This is a genomic window from Bacillus sp. UNC437CL72CviS29, assembly GCF_000482345.1.
Taxonomy (GTDB): domain Bacteria; phylum Bacillota; class Bacilli; order Bacillales; family Bacillaceae_G; genus Bacillus_A; species Bacillus_A arachidis.
In genome coordinates this window covers 37,195-60,164 of sequence record NZ_AXVB01000016.1, presented here as the reverse complement: position 1 = coordinate 60,164, position 22,970 = coordinate 37,195, and the positions used below count along the sequence as shown (strand labels likewise).

The following is a 22,970-nucleotide window of genomic DNA, read 5'->3' as shown; positions in this document are numbered from 1 at the left end:
GTATCCCCATTCAAGCTTTATACATGTAATTAACGTAGCCTAACATGCTTTGCTTACTGAATATAACCCTTACACTTTCAATTAAAGAAACTATATGTAGTAAAAACAACTTCAATGTTTTTTCGAAATAGATTATTTTCAGGAAACATTTTTCAGTATACTTGATTCATCGCAGTAAAGCGACTTTAAGGATTTAAAAACATGATTTCTCCTAACATTTCAGTCATTTTTTAAAGTTCATACATCCCCTACTTCCTTTTATAACTTTTGGATATGAGTATCTTTAAAATCCGTTTGATATTTAAGACCATATCCGAACAGACGATCCATCCCGATATGAGCTGTCCAAATTAAACCAATCATAAGGAGAACATCTAATTTTAGAAATATCCCTATCAAAATAAGTAATATGGATATTATGTAAGTATGAAATAGGTTATAAATCTGCGCACCAATACGATTATTGATAAGATATGCTAGCATTGAAACATCAGGCGCTAAAAGCAGTAAGAAAAATATAAACCAACTAAAATCACATAATGAATACATATATATGCTTGCGACTAAAACAATAAGCCCTTCCATATGTATGATTTTCTTCTCCACAGTTCACCCTCCCTCCTCTAAAATTAACAGAGTAATGATACTATTGTAACATTTAAACCTGAAACTAAACGCAACGAATTATCATACACAAAAAAAGCACAAGAATTCCTCCTGCGCTTTTTCTTATCATACCTATACTAACTTTCCATCACGTAATGTTAAAACACGATCACATACATCAAGTATTCTCTCATCATGCGTAATCATAACCGCTGCTTTTTGACTTTCTTTCACTTCCCGCTTCATCATTTCGACAACTTCACGTCCACGTTTTGAATCGAGGCTTGCAGTTGGTTCATCAGCTAAGATTAAATCCGGATTATTCATAAAAGCACGAGCAATCGCAACCCTTTGTTTTTCTCCACCAGATAATTGATTTGGGTAATGTTTTTTTCTTTGAGATAGTCCAAATGCAGCTAGCAAATGATCCACACGCTTTTCAGAATCTTTCTGGTCTTCTTTCTTCAATTTTGCAATATAGAGTAATTGTTCTTTTACATTTAAATATGGAACAAGATTTGCGAATTGAAAAATGAACCCGATCTTTCTTAAACGAATATCTGTCATTTCCTTTTCTGATAAACGAGTAATATTTTGTTCACGAATGTAAATATTCCCCTTTGATGGTGATAATAACGCACCGGCGATCGATAATAAAGTACTTTTCCCTGATCCAGAGGGACCAACAATACCGATAAATTCTCCAGCTTTTACATCAAGTGAAATCGGATGAAGGGCGGTTACTTCTGTATTTCCCTCACCATATACTTTACTTACTTCTTCTAATTTTAATAAGGAAGTCATTACATACCACCTCCAATTGCTTCTAATGCATCAACCTTTAATACTTGATATAAGGAAATAAGCGTTCCAAGAATACTAATTACAATAAAGATTCCCGCATATTGACCAATCATTGCCGTCGTTAATAAGAACGGCATACTTTCTGGCAAAATCTTTTGCAATCCTTCTACCAATACAATACTTATCCCCATTGCCACAACAGATAAGAATAACGCTTGCACAACTAAACTATTTGCTAAATACGAATTTTTTGTTCCGATTGCTTTTAATACACCTAATTGCTGCGTTTTTTGTAGTGTAATGACATAGAAGAACACACCGATTAATAAAGCTGCGATCACAAGCAAGAAGGCAATAATCATTGTTAATGTTCCTTGTTCTTCTTTATATCCTGGAATACTTTGAAGAACTTCTTTTTTCTCAATTACATGTGCATTTTTCACTTCTTTATCCGTACGAAGTGCAATTGCACTATAGTCCTTTTGGTTTGGCTGAGCAATTTTTCCCCATACATCTTGATTCACATACACAACAGGTGTGTGACTAAACATCTGATCTTTCGTAAAGCCAACGATTTTGAATTCTTTTTTAGAAACCGGATCGATAATTGTATCACCAATCTCTACACCTTTTTCTTTAATTGATTCGTCAGCAACCATTTCATCTTGTGCTGTTCCTAATGCATTCCCTTGCACAATCTTTGGTTCCAAGAACGTGTCACGTTCGCTTGCAAAAATCGCAATATCAACCTTTTTTGAACTATCCTTTTTTTCATACGTAGAAATTTTCACATGAAATGGTACAGCATCGTTTGCATCTACTTGCCCTACTACATCATCCACATCTTCTTTTTTAATTTGTGAACGGAGCAATTTATTTTCCGCATCATCTGCTAATACAAATTTTGTTGCATCCATATTTTGAATCGATGATGCATTATCATAGGATAAACCATTTGCTAATCCAGAAATCACAAGGACTAAAAATGATAATAAAATCATTATAAGCCCAATTAATCCATATCTTAATTTTGATTGTTTTAATTCACGTAGAGCTAAAAACATTTCACTCGCTCCTTCCTCTTTCTTTCCATGTATTCATCTTAAAAAAGAAATATGAACGGAATATGAACAAAAGATTACAGAAAAATGTGCCAAATAAACAAAAGCTTTACCTTTTCTATAACATTTCAATTGTATTTTAAAGAGGGATACAAAAAGGAGAAACAGCTCTATAACAATTGTCCATGAACAATTTAATAAAAAGAAGGCCCCTTTGTTTTATTACAGGTACGAAATAAATTATAATGTGTAACATTATATAGAGGAAAAAGAAAAGGGTAGACGATACAGAGTAAGTCTGTATTCTATCCTTTTTGTACTATAAATGGCCTCATTTACTATTACAACATAGCTAATTGAAAAAAAGGGGGTGCTTGATACATAATTTCAAATCCCATATGTTCAAAAAAACGTTCATCGCTTAAGAGTTACCAGTTCTATTTCTAGCAACTTTAGGAGTGCTTTGTGAGTTGTTTACTTCCATGAATATTTTTAAGTTATATGCAAAAACCATGCTTTGACATCGTCTAAAGCATGGTAATTATTTAAACGAATATAAAACTGCTCAGTTGATTTTTTTAACTCATCTATTTATTGAATTCATTAACTGGAAGAAGTATTCAGGTTTATGAGTCTTATTTAGGTTATACCATGCATGTAATGTAGCTGGTGCAAATACATCTAATTTTTTCAGTACTTCCATTGTAAATTCCAGAGGAGCTACTCCTGATGCAGTAACCAAATTCTCACCAGATACCGCGGGTCTCATCTCATAAAATTTTTCTCCTTTATAATTAGGACAGACCATTTTAATATACTCTAAGTCATTGCTTGTATGTTTTCTAGAATCTAAGTATCCCATATTCGCGAGGGCCTCAGTTGCACCACAAATTGCAGCAACAATAGTGCCAAACTTTAAAGCTTCACCAATTTTTTTCAAGATAGGTTGATGAATATCTGCTCTCCAAGTATTCCCTCCAGGTAAAATTAAAAGATCTTTACTCCTAAGAGTACATTCATCAAGGGAAATATCTGGTTTTATGCTCAGTCCTCCCATCGTAGTAATAATTTCTTTATTTGCTCCTACTGAAACTACTTTTAAAGGTGCTACATCTTTTTTGAAATATCTTCCTGAGTTTAGTTCAGCAATTAAATATCCATATTCCCAATCTGACATTGTATTAAATACATAAAGATAAACATTTTTTGTTTGCATCTATTAACACTCCAATCACAATTGATATAGCCTATTATAATAAAATTCCCCTGACAGCGAGCGTCAGAAAAAAGGTCTTAACGTTATAAATCCGTATTTTCCTGCCCCCACCCCATGCCCATCAACTTAAAATTTTGAAGTGCCCCATCGCCATCAAACTAAGAAAAGTAAACACCCCAAAAACGAAAAAAAGAGCTAACTTTTCCAAAAAACTAACTACAGAGCAAGAAAATTTTCATTTTGGAGGTACTACAAAATCTTAGCTTAATGGGCATGTGCGGTACCCCTTAAACAACATTTAAAATAGATGTTTTTAAAAACAACCCATTATCTTCCTTAAAATATTCGATACTATAAAATAAAGAGCATTCAATTTATGTAGGAGGGTTTAAAATGGGAATTAAAATGTCTAGTGCTTATCATCCCTTTTTAAATAGAATTGTCGGGATTGATGAAATTCAAGAAAATGAAGCCTTACAAACAGATTTATACTGCATTGATGAAAATTGTCGTAAACAGCTTAGCTTTGTGGATGGGTTCAAACGTAAATATACTGACAAAAGCGTGAAAAGGAAAATGAAAATCTTACTGATTACTTCATGAAGTTATAAAATTAGGACTGTACATATTAGACATATCTAAAATGTACAGTCCTTTTGTTTACTAGTGGTTCATTTATCTAACTTAAAGATAAGTATGTGGTCCTTTTACAATTTGAATTTCTTTTTAAGCTTCTTATATTTTCTATATGAACGTCTAACAATGTTTAACATGAAATACGGTATTTTAACAGGGAAAGGCAATTTATAAATGAAAGGCAAGTAAAATGTAAAATATGCCTTTTCTAGGTCTCTCCACTTACTATCTTCTTTCGTTTTTAAGAAATCAGATACATCGACTACATATCCCCTTCCGTTTTCCATCATCACATTTTTCCCGTGAACATCACAAGGAGTTAATCCTTGTTCCCTTGCATACTCTAAAGCTTCATTGATATCGAGGATTACCTGCTTAGGAATTTTAATCCCCTTATGAATAGCATCGTATAAGGTAATTTCTTTTAAACGTTTCAATACTATGAAATTTTCTCCTTTATATATAAGCTTCGAATAAGAAGGATGATTTCCGATTCTTCGGTATACTTCTGACTCTTTTTCAATTCCTTCTCCTTCTCGCGCGTAAACTTTCACTACCCAATCTTTGTATTCTTTGTGCATAAATACTGCGGCATAATTACCTGTCCCTAAACACTTCCAAAGTCTAGGAATATCTTTAACTACTACAGGCTCGAATTCATCCTCACTTCTTATGCTTACCTCTTTTAATAATTCGTCCTTTATCAATCTCACAAAACTATTTATACTCATCATTTCCACTCCGGTTTTGCTAAAAGGGGTCCCACCCACATTTTAACGAATGTTGGTGCTACCTCAATTACTATCTTAACAAATTAAAATTTTGTCTCTCTATTCTTTCATTCTTTCCTCATACTGTTTAGCAAGCTTATAAAAATAAGAACGTTTGATGCCATACTTTTTCATGGCTCCTACTGCTGTAATTGAACCAAATTTCCATTCCTTGTAAGCATCCGTAAATTCTTCTGTTATTTCGACAGGCGGACGTCCTAAACGTCTACCTTGTTTTCTGGCAAGAGCAATTCCTTCAACTTGACGTTGTTTAATATCAATGCGCTCTTTTTCTGCAAAGGCAGATAATATTGTCAGTGTTGCTTTTTGAATTGCGCTCTGAATAACATCATTTGTACTTTCTCCAGTGTAATTGACGTTAATGTATGGTTCCTTTATAAATTGTAAATTTACTTTATTTTTTCGTAATATCTAAATTTTTCTAATATATCATTCATATTTCTTTCAAGTCTTGTCAAGGAATCAAACACAATGGTATCTCCTGTACGAACAAGACGTTTTAGCATTTGATAATTCTCTCTCTCCATATTTTTCTAGATTCTTCATCTATGAAAATATCCCGTTCTTCTATCCCTAAATTCTTCATATTCTGAATTTGAAGTTCTTCGTTTTGATCTTTACTCGAAACCCGCACATATCCAAATTTTTTATGTTTCATATGCCACACCTCATTGATAATTATAACAATTATGTCTGTAAAGGTGTATAGAATAAACAGATGTCTGTAAAATGAGAAACGGATATTTATAGACGTGGTTTTTTATAGTTTCCTATGTATCTGTAAAGGTATACATTTATAAACGATAATTTACTTTCCCTATTTGCAAAGGGGTTACGACAGCTAAATTTCTAATAAATATCCACTTTCCAGCACCAAATAGTCCGTATTTAACAGTAAAAATCGTCTTAACGTACAGCAAATACCTTGCTGCCTATAATTCATCAAAAATACATCCATCAATCTTCTCTAGCTATGTTCACCTTTTTTTCTGCGCATTTTATAACAATGTGGGCAACTACTTCCTCTAGATCTGGAATTAATAGTTGCTTCCCATTCGTGACCTTTTTAACATACCCACCAAACTTTTTTTGTTGAACCTGCTAGAACATTATTAGGTGTTAATGGCGAATTTTTTATAGGATGCCATTCTTTTGAAAGCAATGATTTAGTTGTTGTAAGGCAATTATCTGAACAAACTTTTCGATTAGAACAGTATGGGGGTCACCTTACATGCCCATCAACTTAAGAAATTTTAGTACCCCTAAATACAAAAAAACGTTATGCATCGTTGACATAAAATGCTTATTTGAATTTTTCACGATGACTTCTTTTAAACAGTGCTAGTTACCTTAAATATAATTAAGAAAATCATTCCTCTAGCTATAGATGATTTATATATATCAAACTTAATTAATTGGTATATACTTCTTGAAACCCTTACTTATAGTTCCATTATAACCATTTTCAGCAAAGAATTTATGTGCTTCTATTCTAGTTGCACTACTTAATAAGATAATTCTTGTGGATCCCCTTGCAATCGATATTTGTTCAACATGTCTTAGTAACTTTTCACCTATTCCATTACCCCAAAAATCCTCATTTACAATCACATACTCTAGAACGGTATATGGTCTAAATTGGTATCCAGGATCAAGACAAAAGGTCATAACTATACTTCCTTTAACCTTACAATCTTCCTCATAGACAAATAAGAAATTATTAGAATCATTGCTTATCTGCTCAATTCGTTCTGGTAAAACTTTAATGTTTTTACTATGCGGTGCTAATTTTTTATATGAACTTTCGATTGCATTACTATCTTTTGGTTCAGCTTCACGAATCATAAAATTACCTACCTTTATTAGAATATAAATGAAGCCTTCTTTCAGTAAAAAAGGCTGTCCATACGATAATGCTTGTATCGAGTCATTTCACGCCATTTTAAAGAAAGAAGAAGTATATCGTACAAAATATGTCTCATTTAAAGAAGCAAATCTAGTGCTATTTCAATACATTGAGGGATTTTATAATCGTAAGCGAATCCATAGTAGCATCGGTTATAAAACTCCTCAAGCATCCGCCAGATTGCTTTGTTTCATATCTATTTTAGCTCGAAACTCCTTAATTCGTGTTTTAAACGCATTCGTTTAAATTTCCTCCTCTATATTTTTATCATAATAATATAAAGACAATTGGAACTTTAACATACAACTATAGCAATTTTTCCTCTTTTTTAAAATAATCCGGAAATATTGTTACATCAACAAAAAAACATATCAATTCATATGTGAATCGATATGTTTTTTGTATGATATTTAAAATGTTTCTCCCTGAAAACGGAACTACTTATTTCAAATAGCCCTTCTCATCATTTAGGAATTTCAATTCGAAACGTCGTACCTTCTCCTTTTACACTCTCCACCGATATTTTCCCATTATGTAATTCAACAATCTTCTTCACAATGGATAATCCTAAGCCACTTCCCTCTACATTACGAGCCCTCGCTGTATCCACCTTATAAAATCGATCAAAAATTCCCCATTGAATTCAAGCCTTAGCTTTAGCTTCATTAACAATTTCTATAATGAGGTTGAATATACCCTAATTGTATTCCTTTTGTTACAGCTTCTAATGAGGATGAAACATCTAATTTATCAAATATATGTTGAATGTGGTTTGATATTGTGCGTTCACTAGCATACAACATGGTAGCAATTTCTTTACGCTTATATCCTTCACATAGTAACTGTAAAATTTGTTTTTCACTATCAGTTAATTCTTCAACATAGTCCGTGGATATTGGAAAATAACAACTACCTTCGTTAATCTTAATTAAAATTTCTAGCAACTTATCTGGCATAATATTTTTATTAATAAAACCACTTACACCAATTTTTTGAGCTTCATATCGATAAACAGGCAAATCATAACCTGTTAATATAACTATTTTCGTATCATATTTACTATCTAAAATACTTTTTGCTATTTCTAAACCATCCTCGCTACAGATATTGTTTAAATTTATATCTATTAAAATAATGTCTGGCTTAAACTCTTTAATGATTGTGATAACATTTTCAACATTTTGTAATGAATAGAATTCATCTATCTCAGGGTAATCTTCCAAAGCTATCTCCAAACTTTTTGAAAACAAAGCATGGTCATCTATTAATAAAATATTGATAGGAATCATCTCCTTTCATAGGAATAAAAATAATAATACATAAACCAGAAGGCTTGCATTCTGAGATAGTCATGTTACCGTTTAACAAAAACAGTTGTTCTTTAATAGAATTCAACCCTCTATGTTCATTAGGAATTTGCTTCTCATTTCCCATACCTATCCCATTATCTTTTACTATAAGCTCTATTTTGTTATTTTCTTGTACCAAACTCAAAACTAACTTAGAACATTTAGAATGTTTGAATGCATTTGTTACTAATTCTTTTAAAATTCGGTATATAACAAGATTATAAGGTTCAACTAAGAATAAATTGTCATTACAATTAAAAGATATATCAATATTTTTCATTCCGTATTTTTGCTGTATCACCTCAAGCAAATTGCTATAATTCTTTTTTAATGTGAGTGTCTTTAACAATGTTGGTTGGTACTCTTGCATTTGTACACGTATTGACTGGTTTAAGTTGTCCAACGTTTTTACTATCATTTTATGAATTTCTTCTTTATTAGATTTATTCATCATATTTTTAACTGCTAATATATCTTGCAATATTTCATCATGCAAATAATTAGAAAATTCACTTTTCAACTTCTCCTCTTTAGCTATTTGCAAGAGATTGTGAACGTAAGAACTTTCTGGCAAAGCTTTTGGTTCTTCTGTATCCACCTTTAAGATCGTATTTTTTATGTCTTGAAATAATAGGATAAAATAAAGAAGAACAAACCAAAGAATCGTATGTATAATGATAAAATAGGTAATCATATTAAATCTAAACAACAGCCCAAGCGAACTAATAAAAACAATACAACATAAAAACATGAATACCATTTTACCTTCCTTTAAAAGAAAATATTGCTTCAGAAATATATGGCTTTTAAAGGCAATGGCATGAATACTGAATAAGGGCAACAGGATCACGATATACCACCCTAAATTACTTAAATATTCAGGGCTTCCTGCAAACAACACAGCATACACAATAAAGAGAGCGATAAGAATAGTAACAGATTTAAGTAAATGTTTTTTTTCGCTTGTGAAGATAAATTTAATTCGTTTTCGATGTTTCAAAAATAAAAAAATGATGCAAATAAAACTAAAAATCCATTGACATGAAAATAGAACAGCAAATATTTTATCGTTTATCAATTTCGCAACAAATGTTAATACGCATGTAATCTTTAAAATCCAGTCTGTTTCTTTTTTATAAGCATAAATAGAATCTTGGAAAAAGAACAAAAGCAAAAATTGTACGGTCTTATATAGAATTACTACACTAAATAGTATACTTACTGTATAAGAAATTTGACTTCCATTAAGTGTCAGTAAAAATTGCCATGCAGCAAAAAGTAGCAATTTGGAGAATTTTGATAACGTGTTATTTTCTTTTATGTTTACAAAATTAATATATGCCCCATATATTACCATTATTGTTATAAACGTTAGTGGAAGTAACTTTGCTGTTCCTGCAATCTTACCTTGCAAAAATTCATAGCACAAAAAAATAATCATGCAAAGTTGATTCATTAAAATAAATATTTGTTTTTGCTCATAGTACTTTTTCATAGACTCACTTACCTTTACTAGATTACATACAGATAAAGCTGATGTTTGTTTATTATCATCAGCTTTATCTGTAAATTTTTACTTTTTATCGCTAAATATAATTTTATAGCATGCTCTTTTTGTTAACAAATAATAAATGATATAAACAGCTGTAAAAATAATTACCGCAAAAAGAATTGGCAATATAAAGGCGCTGCTTTTTCCTAATAAATCGTCCATTAAAGCAGTTTTGTATGCCACTAATGCAAAAATACTATGCGATAACCCTAATATGTAAGGGATGCTAAATAACGTAAAGATTTCTTTTTTAATTATCCTTTTTATCTTTTTCTTGTTATATCCCATTCTTTGTAAAATTGTAAATTCATTTTTGTTTGACATCATACTCGAAAGATTATGAAAATAGAGTATGCTACCTGTTGCAATAAAAAAGATGATAGTAACAAAACTAATGAGCAGAAATGTTGAGCCATTCTGCTGGATAATGTAATCATTTTTTTGATAACTACTTGTAAAATAAATGTTATCTTTAAATAGTGGCGCTAAGTTTTCATAGACTTGTTTGTTATCTCTCATATCTGTTCCGTTAATGCTTATCATAGTCTTTTCTGGAGGCCCTAATGCTTTTATTTCTTTATAAAGTTTGTCAGAAATAATAAGAGTCCCTACACTATTGGCAAATCCGATTGGGTTAAGTAATGTAGTCTCTTTCACTTTTACATCCACGCTATTTGTAGATGTTAAGTTCAAAGTATATATATTCTCTTTATCTAACTTTTCTTTTTCAGGCCTATATTTTACTAAGATGCTTTCATTTTTACCTAAATTCTCAAACTCTATATTTTTCCCCTGAAAATTTATTAACTCCCTGTAATCTGACTCAGAGATCAGATCAAATCCATGTTCTTTCTTCATACTATATTCTTTAGGCAAATTTTCAGAAGCGGATGTTCCTTGAATAATAGTCGTTTCTTTGTATTTCATGTTTTCTTTTCCGACAGTATCTTGCACAGCTTTAATTGCTTTATTAGCCAGTTCTTTATCTTCCAACGGGAACTCAATAGCTGACGGTACGATACGTTCTGTAGCAGCAACCGGATAGTAAAGCGTCAGTATAGTGGAACCAAATATAGCCAAAGTTCCTGCAGCTAATAAAGTTAACAAAATTAAAGTCTTTGCCTTCGAACGGATTTTAAATATAAAGTTTGGAATGATAATAATATTCGATTCCTTATAAAACCATTTTTTCTTTTTCTTCAATTTTCCAATAGCAAAAGGTAAAAAGGAGTGAATAAAGAAGATTGTCCCTAATACCACACTTAACATTGTTACAAGCGCAATTGGTGAAAATCCTATCGTTTTCCACAACGATTCGCTTCCTCTTACAATATCAATAGCTAAGACATAGCCTGCCAAAATCAAGAATAGTCCTAATAGCGATACGGCTGTATTAACTTTCACCTGCTTTTCTTCCTTTTTCTCCAAGCGTACCAAAGTAAGTAAGGAACTTTTCCGAAGGATTATCCAGTTTGATAAAAATAAGACTATCAAAACAGCAAATATAAAAATAGAAGTGAATAGTACCGAATTGAGATTAATTAGCGGCACTTCAGAAGTATTAATTTGTAAATTGAGTACTCTGACTATCATCTCGATAATTCCCTTATGAGCAATAGCACCCAGCACTACGCCTACAATTAGAGCAGTAAAACAAATGATAATATTTTCAAAGGTTAATAATTTTACCATAGTTGACTTTCGATACCCCAAGAGCGAATAAATTCCCAGCTCTTTCATTCTTTTTTTCATAAAGAAAGTATTGGAGTATGACATATAGAATAGTACAAATGCCATAACGAAGATTGCCACCGTTCTCGACATTGTTTCTACTCTACCATCAGACGAAATCTTTTCCATGATAATATCGTTCATGGAAAAAGAAATAAAGGCGAAAAACACCATCAAAACAAAAGCCACTGAAACGAAATAGAACGCATAGAAGGAAAAGTTATTCTTCAGATTCTTTTTTGCTATTGTTAATAATCCCACAGTCATGCCTTCCTTTCACACTCTTAGTTATATCGATTTTCATCAATTTTTGAGATTTCCTTTAATATCTCTTCAAAAAATTCTTTTCTACCCTTTTCGTTTCTTTTTAATTCTTTCAAAATATTCCCATCCTTGAATATTAAGATTCTACTTGAAAAACTTGCTGCATAAGCGTCATGGGTTACCATCAAAATTGTTGTATGAAGATCCTCATTAACCTCTCTTAACTTTTGAAGTAGCTCTGTTGCAGAATTTGAATCTAACGCGCCGGTTGGTTCATCTGCAAATAATATACTTGGCTGCTTCGCAATCGCTCTTGCTGCCGCAACCCTCTGCTTTTGTCCTCCAGAAAGTTGACTAGGGTACTTTGATAATTGTTCGAATATGCCAAAGCGCTTCGCTAAACTTTCTATAGTCAATTCAATTTCATTTGGAGATTTGTTTAACAATGTAAGTGGCACAGCAATATTTTCTTGTACCGTTAAACTATCAAGTAAAAAATACTCTTGAAAAATAAAGCCTAAATGATCCTTCCTAAAATCTGCAGATTTGTTATTATTAAGTGTTTTAATATTGACGCCATTTATCAAAACATCTCCATCTGTTGGTGTATCAATAGTTGATAGTATATTTAATAAAGTTGTCTTTCCAGATCCTGAAGCACCCATAATGCCAATAAATTCACCTGATTCAATATCAAAAGATACTTTATTTAATCCAGGCAATTCAGTCTTATTGTAAATTTTTGTAACATCCTTTGCAGATAATAATGTATTCACCTCATTTGCTCCTTTCAATTCATTGATATGTTAATTTTATTCTTCAATATATAAAGAAGCATGAGTAAAAAACGCAATCTTCTACTTACATTACAAATTTACTCTATTTGTAAACACCCCCTCCGTTTAGCTGTCAGCTACATAATGAGCACTTTTAAAAAGTTGCCCTTCAATTTTTTCTATACTATTTGTGTTGCATTCCCAGTGTAATCCAACTATAAATTACCCATTTTCAAATGGCTAACTCCAATAATCTACCTCGTTCGATTTACATATTTTCTTTTAACATTTTTATCACTTAATCCTATATAGGATCCTATAAAAAAGGGCTGATTTAAAGATTCCCTCTTTAAATCAGCCCTTCTCATTATTTCGGTAATTCAATCTGAAACGTCGTACCTTCTCCTTTTACACTCTCCACCGATATTTTCCCATTATGTAATTCAACAATTTTCTTCACAATGGATAATCCTAAGCCACTTCCCTCTACATTACGAGCCCTCGCTGTATCCACCTTATAAAATCGATCAAAAATCCGATCCACTTCTTCTTTCCCCATACCAATCCCGCTATCTGAGATTGAAATTACTACACTCGTTTCTAATTCTCGGGCAGCAAATGCGATGGTTCCACCACTATCTGTAAACTTAATACTATTTGTAAATATATTTGTCCACACTTGATGAAGTAAATTCTCATCGCCCTTTATATTCACGTTAGGAACATCAAATTCAACCGCGATATCTTTTTCACGCCATTTCCATTCCAACATAAAAATGACGTCTTTCATTTGTTTTTGCAAATCAAACTCTTTTATTTGAAGAACCTTTTCCTCTTTATCTAAAGAAGCAAGCGTGAGTAACTGTTTACATAAACTAGACATTCGTTTACTTTCAGTCTCAATAATTTGCAAATAATGTTTCCGTTCCTCTTCTGTCATCTTTTCTGACTGTAATGTCTTCGAAAAACCTTGAATGGAAGATAGCGGAGATTGAAATTCATGAGACACGTTGGAAACAAACTCTTGTCTCATTTGATCTAACTCTTTTATACTTTTTGTCATCTTTTTAAAACTTGTAGATAATGTCCCAATTTCATCTTTTCGTCCTTCTTCTAATTCAATATCATATTCACCACTCGCAATTTTCTGCGTCGCTTTAGTAAATGTTTGAATTGGACGAACGATATAACGAGCTGCAATTGCAATAAAAATGATACTTAATACAACAATAAATCCTAGCAACACTGCTAAGAAAATCCTCATTTCACCAAACTGCTGCTGAATATCAGGACGAATAAATAAAGCATACTGCTTATCACCATGTTTCAGTGGAACCCCAACGCTATTAATTAATTCATTATCAAAAAAGCCTGTTATAAATAGTCGAGTTGGATAAGTAGAAACACCATTGTATGTTTTCCCTTGTAAGACTTCATTAATTGTTTCATCGCTAATTTTTGTCTTTCGAAAAGCATTTCCAATACGTTTCCCCTGTTTTTGATCATCTACTACATAAATCTCATACCCTAATTTTGCAATTGAATGCAAATACTCATCCTTATTTTCTTCCGTTTGTTTTTCATACAAGCGCTTTATTTCTTCAGCATAACGTAAAATCTTTTCGCTATTATACGGTTTTAATTTCACTTGATAATACACATTGGTTAATAAAAAACCAATTATGCTACTAAGAAGCATAATCCCAATCGTAATCAATGCAAATCTAGAATAAAGTGACTTCATCTTATTTCAGCTCCAACTTATAACCAAGTCCACGTACTGTTTTAATTTGAAAATCATCTGTTCGTTTTGAAAAACGATCTCGAAGACGTTTAATATGAACATCAACTGTCCGTTCATCCCCTTCAAAATCCATTCCCCAAACAAGTTCAATCAACTCTTCTCTTGAAAATGTTCTACCAGGATACCCAGCAAGTTGTGACAATAATTCAAATTCCTTTAATGGCAATAAGATGGTTTGATTATTACATTTCACCTCAAAACTTTTTCTATCAATCGTTGTCCCATGAAGCGTGATAACGTCCGCACTCAACATTTGATAACGACGAAGCAAAGCTTTCATACGAAAAATTACTTCTGCTGGTTCAAATGGTTTTACAATATAATCATCTGTTCCAGAAACAAATCCTTTCTCTTTATCCACTAGTTGGTCTTTTGCAGTTAATAAAATAACAGGTATATCATGATACTTTCTAATTTCTTCGCATAAAGTATAACCATCCACAAACGGCATCATAATATCGACAAGAGCAAGGTGAATATTTTCCCTTTCTAATATAGATTGCGCTACTTTTCCATCCTCAGCTTCAAAAACTTTAAACCCTTCCTTTTGTAAGTGGTAATGTAATAATTCTCTAATGTGCTTATCATCATCTGCTAATAAAATATGTATCATATTCGTTAAACCCTTCCTTGTTTATCTCTCTACAACATTACATTAAGAAACAATTGTGTTTTTTGCAAGAAAAAGACAGAATAAAAATGAAAACCTGTATCTTTTACCAAGCAATTAAAGATACAGGTTCTTTTTTATTTTACTTTCACTCTCGATTAGTTGAGCTGTACTTCCCTGAAATTGCACTCGTTTGAGGAAGTTAAAATGACCGTGCAAGACGGAACCCAAGGTCGTCAATATAAAATGTCGGATGGCTACGACGACGACATGAAGCTCCGCACCCCCTGGCCTCTTCAGCCCAGCTACCTCCTCGAAAAATTCGATAGGAGCCGTACACTTGTTCATCATATAAATCAAAGCACCACTCCCAAACATTCCCTAACATATCATACAGACCCCATGCATTCGGTTCCTTTCTTCCTACTTCATGGATTTTGCCACCTGAATTTCCATCATACCAAGCAATCTTATCAATCTCTCCATATCTATAACCAGTAGTCCCCGCTTTACATGCATATTGCCACTCTGCTTCTGTAGGAAGTCGATAGCCATCAGATTCCCCATTACAAATAATATTTTCACCATTATCACTTATAGAATAACACTCTTTCAGTCCAGCTTTCTGTGAAAGTTGATTGCAAAAAGAGATGGCATCATTCCAAGAAATATTTACAACCGGTTTTAGATCTTTATCAAAAGAATTAGGTGACTGATTTGTAATCCCATAGTACAGATCCGCAGTTACAGGATACTGTGCAAGAAGAAATGGCCTTATTGCCACTTTCCATTTACTTTTTATTCTATCGTCCCTTAGCTCCACTTCTCCTTCTGGAATTTTTACCATCTGGTTGTCAATGTAACTCATTATTTTATTTGACACTTTACTTCCTCCTAACGATCTTAATGCCGTGAATTTCATTACATTTAGAACCATTAGATTGATACAAAAGTTACGTTGTTTTTTGGTGATATCCTTTAACTCCAAAGGATGATGTATTTTTATTATCTTGTATAGCTTCAATTTTTCCGTTCCATCCAATGATACCTGTAACAAAAATACCTATACTAATGTAGGCTATAACAATATAAGATTTGCATTTAAACAGAAAAACCAATCCTTCACATACTTTCTGTTCTCGGCAGTTATAGTAGATTATTTTTTAATACATTTGAATTAATCAAGGTCTGTGTTAGGAGGATTGTATCCGAGGTGACGTGCCATTGATACGATTTGTCCTTTATGATGAAACTCATGTGTCTCAGTATGAGTTAAAAGCCATAGCGGAGTCGTACTCCACGGTTCTTTTTGCCATTTCACTTCATTTTCTATATTTTCGAACCAGCGCGTATTGAATTCATCAAAAAAACGTTGTACAATCTCATCTACTAACTCAAACCTTTTACGAACCAACTCGACATCTGAATGCTCAATTTCATAATCAGTAGCAAACGAAAAGTCAGATCTTTTTTTGTTACATGCGAATGATCCAAGCCAGTATCGATAGCAATCGGCTACATGAATATGGGTCTTTATAATGCTACCGCTTCCGAAATTCGGAACTGTGTTGTGCAACTTTTGCGGCGGGATTTCTTCCAAAAATGCAAATAAATTTTCTCTGGTAGAGCTAATAAAGTTGTATTGTTGCTTTAAAACATCTAACATTCAATATCACTCCTCTTTTATTTACCGTAATCCCCGTTATACACAATAAACACAGAGACTAATTCTATATTCATCAGAATGAGACCTTTTTCTCTTTTAAAAGCTTTATACAAGAATTAATACATTTTCTTTTTTTACGTATATTTTCTTACAATCGTTCTTATTTCTTGTCTAAGAATTGCATAGCATACTTTATTTTATATGATAAGGTGGGGATAGTAAGAAGAATATAATTGTATCAATACATTTCAGTCTCATACATTTTTTATGGAACTATTTGCTCTCCATTTTGAATCAACCTAACTCTTTCAATCGTTTCATTGCCGAATGTATCGTTAGTCGATGATATGTAATTAATTCATTTTTAAAGATTACCCCGTATATGCCGTATGGTGTTGGTGACAGTTTTAATAACTCTTCTCTGCTTTGAATATCAATAATTATAGTTTTTATCCCCAACTTATTTGCTGCTTCTAAAACGTTATCAGAAGCAACCTCGATAAATGGACATTGTTGTGTTCTTACAATCGTTAATTCATGAAAAGTTTGAAGTCTTTCATTCCAGTCGCTCGGAAAATATGGATTAGGAGAATCATCAAATTTATAAACTAGCAATTCAAACCCATAAGGTGCTTGTGCGATTTCAATAAATTCATTTTTAATAAAAATATCTTTACTTGGTGTCCAAGAAGTATTCGAATTCGTTACAACGATAACACCATTCTTATTTTGTTTTTTTGCTTCTTTCATACACTGCTGAATCAACTTCGACGCATAACCCTTACCTGTTATATGTACCCAAAGACAATGAATAACGATATAATTTTCGCCATAAACCACTCTTGAAGAGTATTCAATCGGTGCATATTCAATAAATCCTGCTAGTTTGCTATCTTCCATTATTTTTATATACTTTAAACCTTCTTTAAATCTTTCCATTAACCATCTATTTTTATTTATATATCCTGTTGAATTTGGTTTGCTACGAAGACAGTAGCATCCTTCTCTTTCCAAGTTTGTTTCGTCTACACTAACTATGTCAAAAATCTCCACAGTATAACATCTCCAATCATGAATCGCCCTTTTCTTAACGGAATTAATATCGGAATATTCTTTCTCTTCATTGTACAAAGAAATTAGAAAAGATGGTATAAAAATTGAGTTTCACACCACCTTTTTAAAGAAATTCATTATCTTTTAAACGACTTTACTATTTTTAACAACTCTATTATGTAGGGACAAAAGGAAGACCTTATTTCTATAGTCTAAAACATGTTTTAATAAAGCAACGAAAGTATGTCGTGATAAAAGGAGTGGTATTCCCCACTCCTCTTCTTCTTTCTCATATTCGTTAAATAACACGTCTTTATTTGGAAATCAATCCGCATTTCCCATGTCTTTCAGTAAAAGCTATTCATACTATCTTTACTCTTACTATTTATATGTCTTGAATTTGATATACTGTCTGTTCTCTATTCTAAAGAATGTATGCAAAGTCCACTACGAAGCTTCGGTTCAAACCAAGTGGACTTTGGCGGCATAACTTCTCCCGCATCTGCAATTGCTAATAAATCCTCCATTGATGTCGGATATAAAGCAAACGCTACTTTATAATCACCACGATTTACTAGGCGCTCTAGCTCCTCTAAACCTCGAATACCACCAACAAAATCAATGCGGCTATCTGCACGTGGGTCGTGAATTTGTAATACTTGACTCAATAAATGATCTTGTAAAATAGAAACATCTAAACGTTTTACAACATCATGGGAATCAAATGTTTCTACTTTTACAGTGAGTTTATACCACCACTGATCTAAATACATACCAAATGATTTTGGTTCAGTTGGTTTATATGGGGATACACTTGCTTTTTCCACATAAAAGTATTGTGAAATTTGCTGTAAAAATTGTTCCTCAGATAAACCATTTAAATCTTTCACGACACGATTGTAATCCCAAATCGATAGTTCATCATGAGGGAATAACACAGATAAAAAGAAATTAAATTCTTCTTCACCTGTATAGTTCGGATATTGTTCCCTACGCATAAGCCCTACTTTCACAGCAGATGCTGAGCGATGATGCCCATCTGCAATATATAGGGATGGAATCTCTTCAAATAATTCTACCAATGCCGAAATCGCATCATTTTCTGCGATTTTCCATATTACATGCTCCACACCATCATCGGCAGTAAATTGATAAATTGGCGTATGATTTTCTTGCCAATTTGCAATTAACTTTGTTACAGCTTCTTTTGTGCGGTATGTTAAAAAAATAGGACCAGTATTCGCATTACATACATCTACATGACGAATACGATCTTGTTCTTTTTCGTGACGAGTCCGCTCATGTTTTTTTATTGTATTATCGGTATACTCATCAATTGATGTACAAACGACAAGTCCAGACTGCGTTCGCCCTTGCATTGTTAATTGATAAATATAAAGACATGGCTCTTCATCTTGAATCAATACTTCTTCTTGGATTAAACGTTGTAGATTTTCACTTGCCTTTTCATATACGCTGTTTTCATATGGTGAAACGGCTGGGTCTAAATCTATTTCAGCTTTATCGATATGTAAAAAGGAATATGGATTTCCCTTTACAATTTCTCTTGCTTCTTTACTATTTAACACATCATACGGCAGTGCTGCAACTTGTGCAGCCTTATCAGATACTGGACGAATTGCCCTGAACGGTCGAATTGTCGCCAAATCTCTCTCTCCTTTATACAATCATTCGAACAGCTACTACACCTGTAATCCCCTTTATATTTCCAACTACATTTTCTTTAATTATATCATCAATTCCATTATCAATATCAATCATTGTATATGCAAAAGAGCCTTTACTACGGTTTATCATATCAGCTATATTAATATGATGTTCCGCTAAACACCCTGTAATTTGCCCCACCATGTTTGGAACGTTTTGATGCATAATTGTAATTCGTTTCTTTCCAACATAAGGCAGTTCCACATTTGGATAGTTTACTGAGTTATGGATGTTTCCTGTTTCCAAATAATCACGTAACTGGCGAGCTGCCATAATCGCACAATTCTCTTCAGACTCATATGTGGAGGCTCCAAGATGTGGAGTTGCCGTTACATTTTTCATTTTTATTACATTTTCATTTGGAAAATCAGTTACGTAATGATTAATGATCCCTTCTTCTAAAGCTTTTGCTAACGTAACTTCATCCACAAGTTCTCCTCTTGAGAAGTTAAAGAGACGGACACCCTTTTTTATTGTTTGCACAGCATGTTCTCCAATTATCCCTCTCGTTTGATCTGTCAGTGGAATATGCAATGTAATGTAGTCACATGTCGAAAAGATTTCATCTAAACTAAATGCACGTTGTACTTGTGTTGATAAGCGCCATGCTGTTTCAACAGATATATATGGATCATACCCTACAACATCCATACCAAGAGATAATGCATCATTTGCGACAAGAGCTCCAATCGCACCAAGTCCGATAACACCAAGTCGTTTTCCTGCAATCTCTGATCCCACAAATTGTTTTTTCCCTGCTTCTACAAGCTGCGGAACTTCTTGACCTTCTAACCCAGCTGCCCAACTAACCCCACTTATAATATTACGTGATGACATAATAAGACCTGCAAGAATAAGCTCTTTTACTGCATTCGCATTTGCCCCTGGTGTATTGAAAACAACAATCCCTCTTTCTGTACAACGTTCTACAGGAATGTTATTTACACCAGCCCCCGCTCTTGCAATCGCCTTTAAATCCTTTGAAAAACCTTCTTGATGTAAGGAAAAACTCCGTAGTAATATACCATCGGGATGTTCTAATCCTTCTCCAACTTCATATCGCTCTCCGTCAAAAATTTGCAAACCTTTTTCAGCAATCTGATTTAATGTTTGAACGCGAAACATTTCCCCATCTCCCTATCTATTCTCTAGCTCAAAACCCTTCATGTAATCTACTAATTGTTGAACGCCTTCTACTGGCATCGCATTATAAATACTAGCCCGCATGCCACCAACCGAGCGATGACCTTTCAATGTAACAAGCCCTAACGTATTAGCTTTTTGTAAAAATTGCTTATTTAAATCATTGGATGGTGTTGTAAATGGAATATTCATAAGCGAACGATATACAGGATCAACCGGTGAAGTAAATAATTTCGATTCATCTAGGAAATCGTATAGAATCGCTGCTTTTTTTCTATTTTGTTCTTCAATCGCAGATACCCCTCCCTGCTCCTTTAACCATTCTAATACTAGCTTCGTCACATAAATACTAAAGGATGGTGGTGTATTATATAAGGAATTATTTTTACTGTAAGTTTCATAGTTTAACATTGTCGGACAAGAGGTATCCGCTTTACCAATTAAGTCTTTTCTAATAATTGCAATTGTTAGTCCTGCTGGTCCTAAATTCTTTTGTGCTCCTGCATAGATGAAACCGAATTTCTCTACATCGTATTCTTCAGATAAAATATTTGAAGACATATCAGCAATAAGTGGAATATTCTCTAATTTTGGTAATTCAACATATTTGGTTCCTTCAATCGTATTATTCGTTGTTATATGAACAAAATCTAGTTCTTTCGTAATCATTGAAACATCAACATGTGGAATCGTTGAAAATTGATTTTCTTCCGATGAAGCAATAACTTCTACTTCTCCAGTTTTCTGAGCCTCCTGTAAGGCTTTCTTAGACCATGACCCTGTAAGGACATATCCAGCTCTTTTATGTTCATTCATTAAATTTAATGGAACCATTGAAAACTGCAGGGATGCCCCTCCTTGTAAAAATAGAACGTCGTAATTCTCGGGAATGTACATCAATTCACGAAGCAAGCTACTTGCTTCATCTATAATATTTTGAAACTCTGAAGATCGGTGACTCATTTCCATAATAGACATGCCTGTCCGGTTATAATTCAAAAGCTCCTTTTGCACTTTTTCTAAAACTGGCAAAGGGAGTATAGATGGTCCTGCTGAAAAATTGTAAACTCTCTCCATCAACTGTATAACCTCCCTGTTTCTATATTTATTATTTTTTAAACTTTCTGAATTATAACCCATATAAAATATACGGTCAATTTGTTTTGCCTTATTAAGGTGCAAGACGCAATGGAACCGTTTGCAGATACATTTGTATTCATAAAAATACAAAAAAGTGTTAAGCCTTTCGCTTAACACTCCATTCATAAATTTATAAGAGCTAATTATCCGTAAAGAACCGATCATAAATTTGATAAAGAGCAGCAAGACCAAAAATCCAATAAATGGTATCAACAAGAACTGGTGTAGAACCAAACCATTTCTCAACTACATTATAATCCAATGCAACAAACAACCAATTCAAACCGCCAAGAATCACCAGAATTACTGTAAGGTACGACAAAAATTTCATTATGATTGCCCCCTAGGTGATAAAATGGTGAAAGGCCTTTCACTAAAATATATGTAACAAATCAAAAAACTTTCATATTTTTTAATTAAATTTTTCACGCATTCACAAGTAAGAATATCCTATCTAAATGTTCAACAAAAACAAAGTAATACTACCTCAAAATGATAAAACTGCGCAACTCAGGCAAAAACCTTGCTTTGGGATAATAGGTCCAGATCGTAAAAGGCTATTCCATCACCTCTTCAAAGCGTAACTACAACAAGGACAAGCCAGTTTTGGCTTGTCCTTGTTCCATGCCGCCCAGCGAATTCAAACGGCAATCACACAAAGCCGCTATTCGCCCTAGACCTATCACCCCTGCCACAACGCAGGCTTTGTCACCATGAACCATAACATCGCCATTAAAAGAACAATGTAAATCCAAACGGAACGCCGCAACAATTGAATCAAGGCGTCCTTGTCTTGGCCCGTTTCGCTGAATTTCCGAATGGTCGGCGAAAAGGCGCGGGCCAGGAAAAATAATGAACTCGCCATGAGAATAAGGGTCATCACTATCCAAGGGGTCCTCCAAGTCCAAGGGCCCGCCAGTACAAGCAGAACCCCGGATGTAACCAGCACATGCCCGGCATGCTTGGCCAGCCTGACCGAAAATCGGAATACATCCAGATAAGCCTGCTGTGCTTGGTCCTCTGAAGCCCGCAGTTTTTTGATGAGCGGAAGCAATACAAAAAATGGGCCGATGGATAAGATTGCACTGAAAATATGTATATACAGAAGCAGTCGATACAACATGTCCATCCTTA

Annotated in this window: 21 protein-coding genes and 4 pseudogenes; 2 read left to right on the top strand and 23 right to left on the bottom strand. The window is 33.3% G+C overall.

What is annotated here, in order from left to right:
- Nucleotides 1-258 precede the first annotated feature (258 nt).
- The 4 genes from M014_RS0114780 to M014_RS0114765 all read right to left on the bottom strand — a co-directional run bounded on the left by M014_RS0114780 (nucleotide 259) and on the right by M014_RS0114765 (nucleotide 3,687).
- Nucleotides 259-606 carry a DUF4260 domain-containing protein gene (locus tag M014_RS0114780; RefSeq protein WP_026592435.1) on the bottom strand — a complete coding sequence of 116 codons (348 nt, stop codon included), beginning with the start codon at nucleotides 604-606 and terminating at the stop codon, nucleotides 259-261.
- Nucleotides 607-738: 132 nt separating this feature from the next.
- On the bottom strand, nucleotides 739-1,410 hold the full coding sequence (locus tag M014_RS0114775) for an ABC transporter ATP-binding protein (protein ID WP_026592434.1): 672 nt from the start codon (nucleotides 1,408-1,410) through the stop codon (nucleotides 739-741).
- Nucleotides 1,410-2,474 (bottom strand): ABC transporter permease, encoded by a 1,065-nt coding sequence (locus M014_RS0114770; protein WP_026592433.1) that lies wholly within the window; start codon nucleotides 2,472-2,474, stop codon nucleotides 1,410-1,412. The genes M014_RS0114775 and M014_RS0114770 overlap by 1 nt, the downstream gene beginning before the upstream one ends.
- A gap of 580 nt (nucleotides 2,475-3,054) precedes the next feature.
- A complete protein-coding gene (locus M014_RS0114765) occupies nucleotides 3,055-3,687 on the bottom strand; it encodes a type 1 glutamine amidotransferase family protein (RefSeq protein WP_026592432.1) in 633 nt (210 codons plus the stop codon).
- Between the two features lie 393 nt (nucleotides 3,688-4,080).
- Here M014_RS0114765 and M014_RS0114760 point away from each other — a divergent pair, with 393 nt between their 5' ends.
- Complete coding sequence (locus M014_RS0114760; RefSeq protein ID WP_026592431.1) at nucleotides 4,081-4,290, top strand: hypothetical protein; 210 nt, start codon at nucleotides 4,081-4,083, stop codon at nucleotides 4,288-4,290.
- A 104-nt stretch (nucleotides 4,291-4,394) separates the two neighbouring features.
- Here M014_RS0114760 and M014_RS0114755 read toward each other — a convergent pair whose 3' ends face one another.
- From M014_RS0114755 to M014_RS0114740, 4 genes and pseudogenes are all read right to left on the bottom strand, one after another.
- Nucleotides 4,395-5,063, bottom strand: coding sequence for a serine/threonine protein kinase (locus M014_RS0114755; protein ID WP_081811051.1), 669 nt, complete (start codon nucleotides 5,061-5,063; stop codon nucleotides 4,395-4,397).
- Between the two features lie 90 nt (nucleotides 5,064-5,153).
- A pseudogene (locus M014_RS27015) lies at nucleotides 5,154-5,772 on the bottom strand (recombinase family protein).
- A 309-nt stretch (nucleotides 5,773-6,081) separates the two neighbouring features.
- Nucleotides 6,082-6,276, bottom strand: a pseudogene (locus M014_RS30650) (zinc-ribbon domain-containing protein).
- A 245-nt stretch (nucleotides 6,277-6,521) separates the two neighbouring features.
- Nucleotides 6,522-6,959 carry a GNAT family N-acetyltransferase gene (locus M014_RS0114740; RefSeq protein ID WP_026592429.1) on the bottom strand — a complete coding sequence of 146 codons (438 nt, stop codon included), beginning with the start codon at nucleotides 6,957-6,959 and terminating at the stop codon, nucleotides 6,522-6,524.
- Nucleotides 6,960-6,987: 28 nt separating this feature from the next.
- On the opposite strand from M014_RS0114740, the pseudogene M014_RS28420 reads away from it, so the two are divergent.
- Nucleotides 6,988-7,266 (top strand): annotated as a pseudogene (locus tag M014_RS28420) (integrase core domain-containing protein); the annotation flags it as partial.
- A 217-nt stretch (nucleotides 7,267-7,483) separates the two neighbouring features.
- Here M014_RS28420 and M014_RS28415 read toward each other — a convergent pair.
- The 15 genes and pseudogenes from M014_RS28415 to M014_RS0114665 all read right to left on the bottom strand — a co-directional run.
- Nucleotides 7,484-7,651, bottom strand: a pseudogene (locus tag M014_RS28415) (ATP-binding protein); the annotation flags it as partial.
- Between the two features lie 34 nt (nucleotides 7,652-7,685).
- Nucleotides 7,686-8,309 (bottom strand): response regulator transcription factor, encoded by a 624-nt coding sequence (locus tag M014_RS0114730; protein WP_051588581.1) that lies wholly within the window; start codon nucleotides 8,307-8,309, stop codon nucleotides 7,686-7,688.
- Nucleotides 8,278-9,864, bottom strand: a complete 1,587-nt coding sequence (locus tag M014_RS0114725; protein WP_026592427.1) for an ATP-binding protein — start codon at nucleotides 9,862-9,864, stop codon at nucleotides 8,278-8,280. Before M014_RS0114725 ends, M014_RS0114730 begins: the two co-directional genes overlap by 32 nt.
- 78 nt (nucleotides 9,865-9,942) lie before the next feature.
- Nucleotides 9,943-11,913, bottom strand: a complete 1,971-nt coding sequence (locus tag M014_RS0114720) for an FtsX-like permease family protein (RefSeq protein ID WP_026592426.1) — start codon at nucleotides 11,911-11,913, stop codon at nucleotides 9,943-9,945.
- Nucleotides 11,914-11,936: 23 nt separating this feature from the next.
- Nucleotides 11,937-12,692, bottom strand: coding sequence for an ABC transporter ATP-binding protein (locus M014_RS0114715; RefSeq protein WP_026592425.1), 756 nt, complete (start codon nucleotides 12,690-12,692; stop codon nucleotides 11,937-11,939).
- Between the two features lie 367 nt (nucleotides 12,693-13,059).
- Entirely contained in the window at nucleotides 13,060-14,436 is a 1,377-nt protein-coding gene (locus M014_RS0114710) for a sensor histidine kinase (RefSeq protein ID WP_026592424.1), read from the bottom strand.
- A 1-nt stretch (nucleotide 14,437) separates the two neighbouring features.
- Nucleotides 14,438-15,109: a response regulator transcription factor gene (locus tag M014_RS0114705; protein WP_026592423.1), complete on the bottom strand. Its 672-nt coding sequence runs from the start codon at nucleotides 15,107-15,109 to the stop codon at nucleotides 14,438-14,440.
- A gap of 199 nt (nucleotides 15,110-15,308) precedes the next feature.
- Entirely contained in the window at nucleotides 15,309-15,974 is a 666-nt protein-coding gene (locus M014_RS0114700) for a formylglycine-generating enzyme family protein (protein ID WP_442852737.1), read from the bottom strand.
- A 309-nt stretch (nucleotides 15,975-16,283) separates the two neighbouring features.
- A complete protein-coding gene (locus M014_RS0114695) occupies nucleotides 16,284-16,772 on the bottom strand; it encodes a DinB family protein (protein ID WP_026592421.1) in 489 nt (162 codons plus the stop codon).
- A gap of 294 nt (nucleotides 16,773-17,066) precedes the next feature.
- Nucleotides 17,067-17,825, bottom strand: a complete 759-nt coding sequence (locus M014_RS0114690; RefSeq protein ID WP_026592420.1) for a GNAT family N-acetyltransferase — start codon at nucleotides 17,823-17,825, stop codon at nucleotides 17,067-17,069.
- Between the two features lie 419 nt (nucleotides 17,826-18,244).
- Nucleotides 18,245-19,492, bottom strand: a complete 1,248-nt coding sequence (locus M014_RS0114685) for a DUF1015 domain-containing protein (RefSeq protein ID WP_026592419.1) — start codon at nucleotides 19,490-19,492, stop codon at nucleotides 18,245-18,247.
- A gap of 13 nt (nucleotides 19,493-19,505) precedes the next feature.
- Nucleotides 19,506-20,678, bottom strand: a complete 1,173-nt coding sequence (locus tag M014_RS0114680) for a 3-phosphoglycerate dehydrogenase family protein (RefSeq protein ID WP_026592418.1) — start codon at nucleotides 20,676-20,678, stop codon at nucleotides 19,506-19,508.
- Nucleotides 20,679-20,690: 12 nt separating this feature from the next.
- On the bottom strand, nucleotides 20,691-21,773 hold the full coding sequence (gene serC / locus M014_RS0114675; protein WP_026592417.1) for a 3-phosphoserine/phosphohydroxythreonine transaminase: 1,083 nt from the start codon (nucleotides 21,771-21,773) through the stop codon (nucleotides 20,691-20,693).
- Nucleotides 21,774-21,975: 202 nt separating this feature from the next.
- Nucleotides 21,976-22,167: a DUF378 domain-containing protein gene (locus M014_RS0114670; protein WP_026592416.1), complete on the bottom strand. Its 192-nt coding sequence runs from the start codon at nucleotides 22,165-22,167 to the stop codon at nucleotides 21,976-21,978.
- Between the two features lie 351 nt (nucleotides 22,168-22,518).
- Nucleotides 22,519-22,959 carry a DUF2269 family protein gene (locus M014_RS0114665; protein WP_026592415.1) on the bottom strand — a complete coding sequence of 147 codons (441 nt, stop codon included), beginning with the start codon at nucleotides 22,957-22,959 and terminating at the stop codon, nucleotides 22,519-22,521.
- Between the last annotated feature and the right edge of the window lie 11 nt (nucleotides 22,960-22,970).

What these genes read in the sequence shown, in the direction of transcription:
- M014_RS0114775 (WP_026592434.1), bottom strand. Translation starts at nt 1,410, where the DNA reads ATGACTTCCTTATTAAAATTAGAAGAAGTAAGTAAAGTATATGGTGAG.
- M014_RS0114770 (WP_026592433.1), bottom strand. Translation starts at nt 2,474, where the DNA reads ATGTTTTTAGCTCTACGTGAATTAAAACAATCAAAATTAAGATATGGA.
- M014_RS0114765 (WP_026592432.1), bottom strand. Translation starts at nt 3,687, where the DNA reads ATGCAAACAAAAAATGTTTATCTTTATGTATTTAATACAATGTCAGAT.
- M014_RS0114760 (WP_026592431.1), top strand. Translation starts at nt 4,081, where the DNA reads ATGGGAATTAAAATGTCTAGTGCTTATCATCCCTTTTTAAATAGAATT.
- M014_RS0114740 (WP_026592429.1), bottom strand. Translation starts at nt 6,959, where the DNA reads ATGATTCGTGAAGCTGAACCAAAAGATAGTAATGCAATCGAAAGTTCA.
- M014_RS0114730 (WP_051588581.1), bottom strand. Translation starts at nt 8,309, where the DNA reads ATGATTCCTATCAATATTTTATTAATAGATGACCATGCTTTGTTTTCA.
- M014_RS0114725 (WP_026592427.1), bottom strand. Translation starts at nt 9,864, where the DNA reads ATGAAAAAGTACTATGAGCAAAAACAAATATTTATTTTAATGAATCAA.
- M014_RS0114710 (WP_026592424.1), bottom strand. Translation starts at nt 14,436, where the DNA reads ATGAAGTCACTTTATTCTAGATTTGCATTGATTACGATTGGGATTATG.
- M014_RS0114705 (WP_026592423.1), bottom strand. Translation starts at nt 15,109, where the DNA reads ATGATACATATTTTATTAGCAGATGATGATAAGCACATTAGAGAATTA.
- M014_RS0114700 (WP_442852737.1), bottom strand. Translation starts at nt 15,974, where the DNA reads ATGAGTTACATTGACAACCAGATGGTAAAAATTCCAGAAGGAGAAGTG.
- M014_RS0114695 (WP_026592421.1), bottom strand. Translation starts at nt 16,772, where the DNA reads ATGTTAGATGTTTTAAAGCAACAATACAACTTTATTAGCTCTACCAGA.
- M014_RS0114680 (WP_026592418.1), bottom strand. Translation starts at nt 20,678, where the DNA reads ATGTTTCGCGTTCAAACATTAAATCAGATTGCTGAAAAAGGTTTGCAA.
- serC (WP_026592417.1), bottom strand. Translation starts at nt 21,773, where the DNA reads ATGGAGAGAGTTTACAATTTTTCAGCAGGACCATCTATACTCCCTTTG.
- M014_RS0114670 (WP_026592416.1), bottom strand. Translation starts at nt 22,167, where the DNA reads ATGAAATTTTTGTCGTACCTTACAGTAATTCTGGTGATTCTTGGCGGT.
- M014_RS0114665 (WP_026592415.1), bottom strand. Translation starts at nt 22,959, where the DNA reads ATGTTGTATCGACTGCTTCTGTATATACATATTTTCAGTGCAATCTTA.